This is a genomic window from Paenibacillus rhizosphaerae, from assembly GCF_014192015.1.
GTDB lineage: Bacteria > Bacillota > Bacilli > Paenibacillales > Paenibacillaceae > Paenibacillus_AQ > Paenibacillus_AQ rhizosphaerae.
This window is the reverse complement of the sequence record NZ_JACHXJ010000004.1, coordinates 348,951-361,337: the sequence shown is the minus strand read 5'-3', so window position 1 is coordinate 361,337 and position 12,387 is coordinate 348,951. Positions and strand designations below refer to the sequence as shown.

Annotated in this window: 8 protein-coding genes and 1 pseudogene; 4 read left to right on the top strand and 5 right to left on the bottom strand. The window is 54.0% G+C overall.

The annotated features are described in order from the left end of the window. Positions 1 to 245: 245 nt before the first annotated feature. The 5 genes from FHS19_RS23730 to FHS19_RS23710 all read right to left on the bottom strand — a co-directional run bounded on the left by FHS19_RS23730 (position 246) and on the right by FHS19_RS23710 (position 6,714). Positions 246 to 452: a hypothetical protein gene (locus tag FHS19_RS23730; RefSeq protein WP_183584267.1), complete on the bottom strand. Its 207-nt coding sequence runs from the start codon at positions 450 to 452 to the stop codon at positions 246 to 248. Between the two features lie 304 nt (positions 453 to 756). Continuing rightward, the gene (locus FHS19_RS23725) at positions 757 to 1,602 is read right to left on the bottom strand and encodes a sugar ABC transporter permease (protein WP_076172723.1); all 846 of its coding nucleotides are present in this window, start codon (positions 1,600 to 1,602) and stop codon (positions 757 to 759) included. Next, entirely contained in the window at positions 1,599 to 2,900 is a 1,302-nt protein-coding gene (locus tag FHS19_RS23720; RefSeq protein ID WP_183584266.1) for a carbohydrate ABC transporter permease, read from the bottom strand. The genes FHS19_RS23725 and FHS19_RS23720 overlap by 4 nt, the downstream gene beginning before the upstream one ends. A 230-nt stretch (positions 2,901 to 3,130) precedes the next feature. Then, positions 3,131 to 4,447, bottom strand: a complete 1,317-nt coding sequence (locus FHS19_RS23715) for a sugar ABC transporter substrate-binding protein (protein ID WP_376771965.1) — start codon at positions 4,445 to 4,447, stop codon at positions 3,131 to 3,133. Between the two features lie 509 nt (positions 4,448 to 4,956). Continuing rightward, positions 4,957 to 6,714, bottom strand: a complete 1,758-nt coding sequence (locus FHS19_RS23710; RefSeq protein ID WP_246426782.1) for an alpha-amylase family glycosyl hydrolase — start codon at positions 6,712 to 6,714, stop codon at positions 4,957 to 4,959. 461 nt (positions 6,715 to 7,175) lie between these two features. Here FHS19_RS23710 and FHS19_RS23705 point away from each other — a divergent pair, with 461 nt between their 5' ends. The 4 genes and pseudogenes from FHS19_RS23705 (at position 7,176) to FHS19_RS23690 (ending at position 12,298) form a co-directional block, all read left to right on the top strand. Next, the gene (locus tag FHS19_RS23705; RefSeq protein ID WP_183584264.1) at positions 7,176 to 8,213 is read left to right on the top strand and encodes a LacI family DNA-binding transcriptional regulator; all 1,038 of its coding nucleotides are present in this window, start codon (positions 7,176 to 7,178) and stop codon (positions 8,211 to 8,213) included. A gap of 92 nt (positions 8,214 to 8,305) precedes the next feature. After that, complete coding sequence (gene pgmB, locus FHS19_RS23700) at positions 8,306 to 8,977, top strand: beta-phosphoglucomutase (protein WP_183584263.1); 672 nt, start codon at positions 8,306 to 8,308, stop codon at positions 8,975 to 8,977. Between the two features lie 142 nt (positions 8,978 to 9,119). Further along, positions 9,120 to 11,453, top strand: a pseudogene (locus FHS19_RS23695) (glycoside hydrolase family 65 protein). A gap of 254 nt (positions 11,454 to 11,707) precedes the next feature. Continuing rightward, positions 11,708 to 12,298 (top strand): TetR/AcrR family transcriptional regulator, encoded by a 591-nt coding sequence (locus tag FHS19_RS23690; RefSeq protein WP_183584262.1) that lies wholly within the window; start codon positions 11,708 to 11,710, stop codon positions 12,296 to 12,298. Positions 12,299 to 12,387 lie beyond the last annotated feature (89 nt).

Genomic DNA, 12,387 nt, shown 5'->3' with positions numbered 1-12,387 from the left:
TACTATTCTTATGTTTGACTTCTCTTCCGTTCTCCTGACGGTACACAGGCGGCGGCCAGCATCCATACGCCGGGGGCTCCCCGGTGCATTTCGCTTCCCGAATATATTTTATAAATTGGAATTTTTCTTTACTATTAACATACGACGTTGTCGATAAAAACGAAAGATGGAATTTTATGTTTTGACGATTTTTTTACGGTACTCCCGGTTAAATCGACACGAGCCCCTTTTGCTTGAATACGCTTTCAAAAAGGGTGGTAGCTCGCCGTTCTTGTGGCCGTCTCATCCGGCAGCAAATCCACGTAACGCGCTCCGCACTCATCGCATCCCGCCGCCAGCCGGAGAGTGTGCATATAGTATCCGGTCTTCAGCACCTGTCTGGCCTGGTGCTCCTGCACAAGCTTGCCGCATCCCATACAGTATATCCGGTCTTCGAAACATGATTGATTCATATTAGGTAGACTCCCTTCAATCTATTTCCTTCTTACCTCTATAACATATACTTCATATGAATGCGAATCCCTTCCCGTCCCGTATTTTTTATCCAAGGAAAGCTTGTCTTCATGATAAAGCGAACGAGACCCGGCAAACTCTGCCGTTGCATCCAGCCACCCAAATACAAAGGCACAGCCTGCATGCATGATGCGAGAGCTGCGCCTTCATTTTTTTCGATATTCACAAAAATCAACCCGTTAAGGCAGCGCGCCCGTCGATGGGATGGACCTCCACACCCGAGAGCGAATTGCCGATGGTAGCTTACCCTTTGCTCGCTCCCGATGTTAAACCGTCCACCAGCAGGCGCTGCAGGAAAATAAACAGGATCGTGATCGGCACCGCGATTAGAACCGCCCCCGCGGCGAACGTGGTGAAGTTCGTATTCTGATTCGTGCTGACCATGTCGAATAATCCGACAGCCAGCGTCCAATTTTCTTTCGTCCGCAGGACGAGCCGTGCAAAGATATAATCTACCCATGGGCCGACGAACTGCGTCAGCGCCATATAGGTCAGCATCGGCCGGGACAGCGGCAGAATAATCCGGCTGAAAATCGTCCAGTTGCTCGCCCCGTCGATCTTCGCCGCTTCATCCAGCGTCCGCGGGATCGTGTCGAGAAAGCCCTTGGCGATAAAGGTGCCGCCTAGCGGGGCTCCCGCCGCATACACGATAATTAGCGCGAGATGCGTATCCAGCAAATGCCACTCCTTCAGCAGCAGGTAGATCGCGATCATGCTCATGAATCCCGGGAACATGCCGAGGATGAGCACGGTCGACAAAGCCGTCTTGCGCCACTTGAAGCGGAAACGCGACACCGCATAGCTCGTGAGCAGGGTCAGGAAGACGCCGATGATCATCGAGCACACGGCGATTTTCAGCGTATTCATGTACCACTGTCCGAACAAAATGCTGCTGGACGTAAACAGCTCCCGGTAATGGTCCAGCGTGAACGCTTCCGGAAGAAGCGTTTTGCTGTAAAGCGATTTTCCCGGGCGGAAGGAGCCGAGAATGACCCAGAGGGCCGGATAGATCGAGCCGATGGCCATGATGATGAGAATGATGTAGCTGACCGTTAGCCGAACTGCCTTTCTGCCTTGACGTCCGCTCATTGGATCATATCCTCCTCTTTAAATGATTTGGTCCGCCGGTAATTGTAAATGGAGAATATGGCGATGATCAGGAAGATAATGATGCCGACGGCCGACGCCATATTGTATTTGTTCTGATCCAGCGTCAGTTTGTACAGCCAGGTCACGAGAAGGTCCGTCGCTCCCGCGTACTGATAGTCCCCGACGACCGGATTTCCGTTTGTCAGCAGGAAGATCATGTTGAAGTTGTTGATGTTTCCGGCAAACTGCATGATCAGTGTCGGCGCCGTCGAGAAGAGGATCATCGGCAGCGTAACGATGCGGAACTTCTGATACGCGCTTGCCCCGTCGACCTCAGCCGCTTCGTACATGTCCTTCGGAATGGTCGTAAGCACGCCCATGATCAGGATCATCGAGACCGGAATGCCCACCCACATGTTGACGAGAATAACCGTCACCTTGGCCCAGAACGGATCGGTCAGCCAAGGAAGCCCCCCGAGCCCGAAGTAGCCGAGGTACTGGTTAATCGGCCCGAATTGGCCGTTAAACATATTTCTCATGACGAGCAGCGAAATCAGCTGCGGAATGGCATAAGGGATAACCAGGATCGTCCGCCACATGCCCTTGAATTTGATGCCCTGCTGGTTGATCAAAAGCGCAACGAGCAGGCCGCCCAAATACGTGGTCGCCGTGGAGAGGACCGCCCAGATAATGGTCCAAGTTAATACGCCGAAAAACGTATGGCTCCAGGTTTTCAGCGACACCAGATCCTTAAAGGTCTGGAATCCGACCCAATCCACCAGCTTCGCCGGAGGGATATGGTTCGGTGCGGAATAGTTCGTAAAGGCCAGCATGATCATAAACAGGATCGGCATAATCGTAAAGAACAAGATGCCGAGTGCCGGCAGCGTCAAAAAGGCTTGAGCAAATTTATAATCCATCACGTATTTGACGGATTTGGCGAAACTGTTCGGGACTTGCCCGTTTTCCCGTTTGATCGCCGTATGGTACGCGTCTCTGACGTTCATCACATAAACGACGATAAAGATCAGCAGAAACAGCAGCGTGATCAAGCTTTGAATCATGATAAAAATGGAATGGTCGCCATCGATCCACTTGCCTTTAACGAGCAGACGCGGCGTATCCCCGAGCGACGTCATTCCCCATAGTGCTCTTCCCAAATTGTTGATGAAGTAGTAAATGCCAAAAGCCTCGATCAGCAGGAACAAGATGCCTTTAATGAATTGGCGGTTATAGATTTGTCCCAATCCCATGCTGATGATCGACAGTAAAGCGGCTTTGCCGCGGAGCCTGTTCATCGTATCCTCTTCTCCTCTCCCCGGGTCAACGGAAGCAACCCCGGAGGGTACTGCTTCCAAGAAGACAGGCCGCGCTTTCCCGGCCCTGTTCCTTGGCGATACCGGCAGCCGAAGCATGCGTGCTTTTCAGCGGTACCGGTATGTCAGGGAATGACCCGCCGCGGATGGTGGCGGCGGGTCATACTTCCATTCATAACTGTTGCCTTACCTGACAGCGGTGCGTCGATGCCTTACTTGGTTGCGCCGTTGTTCAGATCTTTGATTTGCTGGGCTGCTTTATCCATCGCCGCCTTCGGATCCGCATTGTTGTCCCAAATTTCAGGCAGTGCCGCGTTCACCGGACTCCATACGTTGCCCATTTCCGGGATGGAAGGCATCGGCTGCGAGTTTTTCGTCTGTTCCGCAAAGGCCGAAATGTACGGATCGTTTTTGATTTGATCGGATTCCAATGCCTCTTTGTTCGTCGGGATGGAACCAACCTTCGTGTTCAGCAGCAGCTGAGCGTCCTTGCTGGAGGCGAAGTTCGCGAACAGTTGGGCTGCATTCGGATACTGCGTAAAGGAATTGACGTACCAGGCTTTGATGCCGGAGAACGAGATCGCCGCTTTGCCGCCGATCGTAGGGATCGGAGCTACGCCAAGGTTATCGCCGAGCGCCTGCTTGTAGCCGGCAAGCTCCCACGGACCGTTCATGTCCATCGCCACGTCACCCGCATTAAACAAGCTGCGCTTGATGTCCGGCGAAATGTCGCCGCTCTTCACCGGAAGAATTTCCTTCAGCTGCACATAGGTTTTCAGGCCTTCGACCGCGCCTTCGCTGTTGATGCCAATATCGTCTTTATCCGTACCGTCTTTTCCGAAAATGTATCCGCCGGTCGTTGCGATAAATGGATAGTTGAAGTACATGTTGCCCGTTTCCCACATGATGCCGTATTTCTTCTTGGCTTTGTCGGTGAAGGTTTTGCCGAACGCGATGACGTCATCGAACGTCTTTGGCGCTTCCTTCAGAAGGCTCTTGTTATAGTACAGGGCGTACGTTTCAGCCGCTCTCGGATACCCGTACAGCACGCCGTCATAGGTTACGCCTTGAATCGAGGCATCGGTGTTGTTTTTCACCGTTTCGTCCTTGAACGCATCGTTGGCGAGCAGCAGTCCCGCTGCCGCGGCTCTGCCCAGGTTATCGTGAGGGAACATCACGATGTCGGCCGCAAGCCCCGACGGACCGTCCTGGGACAGCTTCGTTACCTGATCCGTTGCCGCTACCTCTTCAATCTTGACCGGTACGTTGTACTTTTCGGTAAACTGCTTGGCGATTTCATCAGTGAAAGAGCGCTCCTCCTTGGATTCCCACACGACGAGGGAAGCGCCTTCTTCCGGCTGGAGGCTGTCACCCGAAGCCGCTGTGTTATCCGGCTGGCCGTCTGTAGCCGCCGTTTCGGTTGTTGTCGTTGACGGAGTTTGCTCCTCCGCCTTGCTGCCGGAGCTGCCGCACGCTGTAATCGAGAATGCCATGGTCAACGTTGCGACCAGTGCCATAACCTTTTTCATCTTCATTCCCAAACGAACCCCTCTCAGATCTTTTACTCGTAACACTATTGTCTTGCCGACTCCCTCTAACATCTGCTGACTTGACTCCCATTCACACCTGCTGCCTTGCCGACTCCCGTTCATACCTGCTGCCTTACCGATTCTCCTTGAGCTCCATGCATAACATAACTGCGCAAACGATTTCACAAACACGCCTAAACCGCCCATTTGCAAGCACCTTTCCGGCACGACTTGATTGGAAACATGCTATGAACCCCTTCCCGGACAAGGATCGAGCACGCTATCACGTCGCAATATCAGAGTGGATGAGCCGTTTCTTCAAGAATCATCGGTATTTCATTTTGCGGAAGTTACCAAGTAAGCGCTTTAAACATGCGTTTATCATACACAACGTATTAATTTTTGTAAAAACGTTTGCACAATGTGTTTTTCGCCATTTTACCTATATATTTACTACTTTACTTCATAATTCTTTCTATATTGCATTATATCTTTGAATTTCGTCAAATTCACTCTAAAATCACACTGGAATATGGAGGGATGCGAAGCAGATTTTGCTTTAAAACCGTGGATTTATTGCTGCTTTTAAGTACCTTTTCGACTCCCCCTTCCTGCTCCGCTCCCAGCTGGACTTGCTGCTCCTTGCCTGACAAGTTGTGCAATACTAGCACAGTTTGTTGCGCACTACGGCGCACAAAGGACACCACCGCCAGGTTGCCGGAGTCATAACTCTGGATGTCGCCATCCCGCAAAGCGGGGACGTCCTCTCTCCAGCGGATCAGGTTCCGATAGGCGGACAGCAGCGAATTCGGGTCAGCCGATTCCGACCGGACGCTGATTCCTTTCGCTGCTTCTCCGGTTAGAAGCGGCTGTTCCCACGACGTCTGGCCGGGCTGACGGGACAGATCGCTCCACACCATCGGCTCCCGAATCCGCTCGTCAGGTTTCACGCCGCGCATGCCGATTTCCTCGCCGTAATAAATAAACGGGTTGCCCGGCAGCGTCAGCAGCAGCGCCGCGGCCATCCGCGCATGGTTCGGATTTCCGTCCAGCCGGCTCATTACACGGTCCTGGTCGTGATTCGACAGAAAAATGGCGTCGGTGAACTGCCCCTGCGATTGTTTGCCGTAGAACTGCTGGGTCCGCTGCAGTGTAAAGGCCAGGTTGTTGTCCTTCTCGTCCTTCACCGCGCTCAGGATGCTCTCCGCCAGGCTGAAATTAAATCCTGAATCAAAGGCCCGGTCCAAATACGGCGCGATCGCGGCGGCCGAGTTCTCCCACACCTCGCCCACGATATAGGCATCCTTGTTCACCGGATTCATACCGGTTCGGAATTCCTGCCACCACGCCGTGTTTTTGGCTGTGGCCGCCTCGCCCCGGTCGCTCTGAAGGTTCTCGTAAATGTGCTTGGCGCCGTCCACCCGGAATCCATCCATGCCGAGCTTCAGCCAGTACTGCCCGATCCGGACGGCTTCCGCCCGCACCTCGGGATTGTCATAATTCAAATCCGGCATCCCTTCCCAGAACGCAGCCAAGTAATGGCTTCCGTTCAAGGCATACCACGGACTGCCGCCTCCGGCCGCGCTGACCCCGGTGGGACTGAGCTTCTGGTCTTCCGCCCACACGTACCAGTCCCGGTATTTGCTGTGCGGGTCCTTCGAAGCACTGACAAACCACGGGTGCTGGGTGCTGGTATGGTTCAACACCAGATCCATGATGACCTTGATCCCGCGCTTGTGCGCCCCGGCGATCAGCTCCTGCAGATCATCCAGCGTCCCGTAATCGGGATTAATGCCCTCGTAGTCGGTAATATCGTACCCATGGTAGCTGGGCGACGGCTGGATCGGCATCAGCCAGATGCCGCCGACACCGAGGTCATCCGTCGTAACGGGATTACCGTCGTTCAGGTAATCAAGCTTCTGCGTCAGCCCTTTCAAGTCGCCGATGCCGTCCCCGTTCGAATCATGGAACGAGCGGACAAATACCTCATAGAACACGGTCGACGGCTGCTCGTCGACGGCCGTGGCGGCAGTTCCGCCACCCTGCTCCCCTGCTGTGGTTCCCGTTCCCGCCTGCCCCTGCTGTCCTGCCGTCTGGCCGCCGGCTTTTGCACCGGGCCGATCCTGAGCCCCGGTGTCTTCCGCAGCATGGTCACCCGTGCTGCTGCATCCTGACAGCAGGGCAACCGCCATGAACACTGCCGTTATGCCTGCTGCGAGCTTCCGCAGCCGGTGTCCGGCTGGCCTGCCCCATTTATTTGTTTTCATGACATCCTCCTTTGTTTGATCTGGTGTCCTTTGATCGGAATGCTTCGAATCTGCCCCTTCAATCACCCGGCAAGAAAGCGGATACAATTGCTGGCGAACAGGACTGACCGCTGGGCATCTTACGGACGACACCGGTCTTTATGGAGAATACGACAGCTTAAATTCTATGAAAAGCTGCATTCATATTCGTTTTTTCGCAATAAACGGCATTTTATTCAGTATTATCTTCCATTTTCTTGACTATGCTATATATATCACCGTTTTATATAACAATGTCGGCCTTCTCTGCCTGCAAAAAATGCCTCAAGCCAGATCCCTCCGGTCTCTTCTCGCCGCCTCAGGTTGGATATTTACAAGCTCTGGGCTTTCGGCTAAGATAGCAATTGTAAAATAGCCAGCGTCTATGAGACGGCCGTTTCTCATTTGCATATAGTGCAAACGGTTCCACAGGGAGGTAACAAATGTCTGTAACGATTAAAGATGTCGCCAAACGAGCGGGCGTTTCCCCCTCCACCGTCTCTCGAGTGCTGTCGAATAACTCCAGAATCAGCCGTGAAACGTCGCAAAAGGTACGGGATGTCATGAAGGAGCTCGGATACCACCCCAACATGACGGCCAAGAGTCTGGTTTCCAAGACTTCGAGCAGTATTTGCGTCATTTTGCCCAAGCCCGCCGAAGAACTGTTCCTGAATCTGTTCTTCATGGAGTTGATCCGCGGGATCGTCACCCAGGCCAACCGCTCTGGATATGATGTACTGATCAGTTCGGGAGGCAGTGAGAAGGAGGAGGTGGAGGCCGTTTCCCGGCTGCTGAACGGCAAGCGCGTTGATGGGGCGATCCTGCTCTATTCGCGCAAAGAGGATCCGGTGGTCGATTTTCTGCGGCAGAACGGCCATCCGTTCGTGCTAATCGGACGCAGCGAGAAGTACCCGGACATCCTGTCCGTGGACAATGACAACGTTCAGGCCGCTTACGATGCGACCAAACACCTCATATCCCTCGGCCACCGGCGGATCGGTTTTGTCAGCGGGCCCCCGAATCACATCGTTTCACGCGACCGGCTGAAAGGTTACAGGAATGCATTGGAAGAGGCCGGTTTGGAGACGCGCAAGGATTGGATCGTCGAAGGTGAGTTTCTCCAGGAGAGCGGCTACCGGGCGATGTCGTTTTTTATGAATCTGCCGGAGCGTCCTACTGCCCTCGTGGTCATGGACGATCTTGTCTCGCTTGGCGTCCTGCGTGGACTCCACGAGCTCGGATACCGTGTTCCGGACGACCTGTGCATCGTCAGCTTCAACAACATTTCCATCTCCGAGCTGTCCACGCCGCCCATCAGCAGCATGGATATCGGCATCTATAACTTGGGCTATACCGCATCCCAGGCGCTGATTCAGTCCATTCAGCACGACGGGGACCGGCAGTTTCAGAAGCGCCACATTATTCCCCACCGGCTGGTGATTCGGGAGTCGTCCATTTTTACGCCGTCTAAACCATCATAAACGTATCAAAACCACATGAAGCATCCCGGTGCTTCATTTCTTTTCACCTGTTTGTTCAAACGTTTGCACAACTACATAAGGAGGAATGACTAATGACAGCAGCAGCTCCTATTAAAGCTTGCCTGTTCGATCTGGACGGGGTCCTGGTCGACACAGCCAAATACCACTATCTCGCATGGAAACGCCTGTCCGAAGAGCTCGGTTTTGTCTTTACGCCGGAGGATAATGAGCGCCTCAAGGGTGTCAGCCGAATGGCCTCGCTGGACATTTTGCTTGAAGTCGGCGGGCTTGAGCTGGATGAAGAGACCAAATCTGCGCTGGCCGACAAGAAAAACCGCTGGTATGTCGAATACATTTCGCATATGGATGAACAGGAGATCCTTCCGGGGGCGCTCACCTTCCTGCGGGAGCTTCGGGAGAACGGAATCCTCATTGCCCTGGGGTCTGCCAGTAAAAATGCAATCACCATCCTGAACAATACTGGCCTTGTTCCGTATTTCGACGCGATCATCGACGGAACCAAAACGGCCAGCGCCAAGCCCGATCCGGAGGTTTTCCTGCTGGGTGCTCAAGAGCTGGGCACCAACCCTCAGGAATGCGTCGTGTTCGAAGATGCCGAAGCCGGCATCGAGGCCGCCAAGCGGGCCGGGATGCGCAGCATTGGGATCGGCTCGCCGGAAGTGCTGGGCTCGGCAGATGCCGTGGTGCCTTCGCTGCAGGACATGACGACAGTCCGCCTGTTTGAGCTCGTTTCTCACCGCTAGATTCCCCGAACCAGGCGGCGTTCGTGCGGCAGGGAGTCCTGCAGACACTTAAATCAGGACTCCCCTCTCTAGCGCAGCAGAATGGCGTTACGTCTTATAACAATGAACCAATAACATTATTATTCGAAGGAGCCGGTTAACCATGAAGCAATATCTAACATTGGACCCATGGAATATTATCGAGGAGCAGTACGATCCCCAGCAGCAGGAAATATCCGAGAGCGTCTTCAGCATCGGCAACGGATATATGGGCCAGCGTGCCAATTTTGAGGAGGCTTACGGCGGTCCGACCCTGCAGGGGAGCTACATGGCCGGCGTCTACTATCCCGACAAAACGCGGGTGGGCTGGTGGAAAAACGGCTACCCCGAGTATTTTGCCAAGGTGCTGAACAGCACCAACTGGATCGGCATCGGCATCTCGGTTGACGGCACGGAGCTCAATCTCGCGGCCTGTCAGGTCAAGGCTTTCAGACGCGTACTGAACATGAAGGAAGGTACGCTGTCGCGCAGCTTTACCGCCACTCTGCCGGACGGGAAGGAAATTCGCGTTGAAGCGGTCCGTTTCGTCAGCCTGGCCCGGCAAGAGATCGGAGTGATCCGCTATGCCGTGACGCCGCTGAACTTCACCGGAACACTGACCGTCACGACTTACTTGGACGGCGATGTACAAAACAAGGATTCGAACTACGACGAGAAGTTCTGGGTCGAGGTGCACAAGGAAGTGACCGCGGACAACGCCGCATTAACGGTCCGGACCAAAAAGCTCGATTTTCACGTCACCTCGGTCATGACGTTTGAGATCCATCAAAACGGCGCCAAGCTGGCGCTGGAACCAGAGCAGATCGAGCAGGAGAAGTACGCCGGCTACCGTCTACAGGTGGAAGCCAAGCAGGATGAGGAGACCGTCATCTACAAATACGTAGCGAACGTGACGTCACGCGACTACGGCTACGCCCAGTTGTTGGACGCCGGACGATCGGCGCTTCAGGAAGCAGCCGCTGCCGGTTTCGGGCAGCTCTATGAGGAGCAAGTGCAGGCTTGGGCGGCCAAATGGCGCGAGAGCGATATCGTGATCGAAGGAGACGTGGCGGCGCAGCAGGCGATCCGCTTTAACATTTTTCAACTGAACCAGACGTACACCGGCGAGGATGACCGGTTGAACATCGGGCCCAAAGGCTTTACCGGGGAAAAATATGGCGGCAGCACGTACTGGGATACCGAAGCCTACTGCCTGCCCTTCTATCTGAGCACGGCGGATGCCACAATCGCCCGCAACCTGCTGATCTACCGCTATAAGCATCTCGAGAAGGCGCGCGAGAACGCTCGTAAACTCGGCTTTGCCAAAGGCGCACTCTATCCAATGGTGACGATGAACGGCGAAGAATGCCATAACGAGTGGGAGATTACTTTTGAGGAAATCCACCGTAACGGAGCGATCGCCTACGCGATTTACAACTACGTGAACTACACCGGCGATGACAGCTACCTCGCCCAATACGGCGTGGAGGTGCTCGTTGAAATTTCCCGCTTCTGGGAAGAACGGGTGAACTACGTCCCAGCCAAGGACCAGTACATGATTCTGGGCGTGACCGGGCCGAACGAATATGAAAACAATGTTAACAACAACTGGTATACCAACCGGATCGCCTGCTGGACGATGGAATACACGCTGCAGGTGCTGTCCGACCTTCAGGATAGCGATCCGGCCCACTACGAGGAGCTGGTGGCGAAGCTGGTGCTGGAGCCCGAAGAAACGGCCAAATGGGGCGATATCCTTGCGAAAATGTATTATCCGGTTGATGCGGAGCACGGCATTTTCCTTCAGCAGGACGGCTTCCTCGACAAGGATCTGACGCCTGTCAAGGACCTGGCCCCGGCGAACCTGCCGCTGAACCAGAACTGGTCTTGGGACCGGATCCTCCGCTCGGCGTACATCAAGCAGGCCGACGTGCTGCAGGGGCTGTTTTTCCTGGGGGACCGCTACGACCTGGATACGAAAAAGCGGAACTTTGACTTTTACGAACCGCTGACCGTGCACGAGTCCTCCCTCTCCCCTTGCGTCCACTCGATCATCGCCTGTGAGCTGGGCTACCGGGAGAAGGCGTAAGAAATGTACCTGCGCACATCGCGCCTCGATTTGGACAATTACAACAACGACACCGAGGACGGCTGCCACATCACCAGCATGGCCGGCACCTGGATGTCCGTCGTGCACGGGTTCGGCGGGCTGCGCGTCAAGGATGGAGTGCTGCATCTGAATCCGTTCAATCCGGGACACTGGAGCTCCTTCTCTTTTAAAGTGATGTTCCGGGGCGCGCGTCTCCAAGTTACGGTCGGCGAACAGGATGTGACCGTGACCAATGAGACCGAAACGCCGGTCAGCATCAGCGTCTACGGGCGCAGTTATCCGCTCAGCGGGCTGAGTCATGTCCAGGTCAGCATCGGCAGTCCGAGCGGCAGCGCGATTGTAGGCTAGCATTCGGCCATGCAACGTAGGTGACATTGAGCAGTGCAGCGTAACTGACATTGAGCAGTGCAGATGTAAACTAAATTGAGAATACGGTCTTGGACTCACATCAACTCCACCGTCGAAAAGCGGCCTGGCTTTATGAAGCCGGGCTGCTTCTTTTTATGCAGAGGCTAGACGACCTTCCCTTGACAAGTGCAAACCCGAAGACTATGATGACAGTAAGTACTGACAGTCAGAACATGGAAAGTGGGCAGAGTCACATGAACGAGAACAACCAGTTATGCACCCAAGATAAGCTGATGCAGGCGGCAATCGATCTCATCTCCGCCAAAGGCTATGACGGGGTGTCCACACGTGAAATCGCCGCTGAAGCCGGTCTGAGCGAGAAGACGCTCTTCCGTCATTTCGGCAGCAAACAAAACCTGCTGGAGAAGGCGTATGACCGTTATTTGTACGCAGCCGAGATGCAAAAAATCTTCAAGGAAAATCTCACGGGAAATTTGCACGAAGACCTGCTTATGATCAGCCGGACCTATCATAAAATTATGAACCGTAACCGGAAGCTGGTTATGATCAGCATGCAGGTTGGCGATCATTTGCCAGGCTTTAGGAATAACACCCAGAACCACCCCCGACAGCTTCATGAAATTTTGACGAACTACTTCAAGCACATGTCCGATCAAGGCAAGCTGGTCACGGGAGATCCGTCACTGACGGCGGTTTCCTTTATGTGGATGAATCTCGGAGCATTCCTCAATACGACTCATGTTGTCCAAACGTTTACGGATATCGAGATAGATGCCTTTATTGAGGAAAGCGTCCGGTTGTTCACCCGGGCGTTAACGCCTTAGCTTTTATCGCAAGAGTGAACATGTAACTGCATTTTTGCATCTACCTCTTCCAAATCGGGCGTATGCCATAGAAATAAGTGTAATTTTGC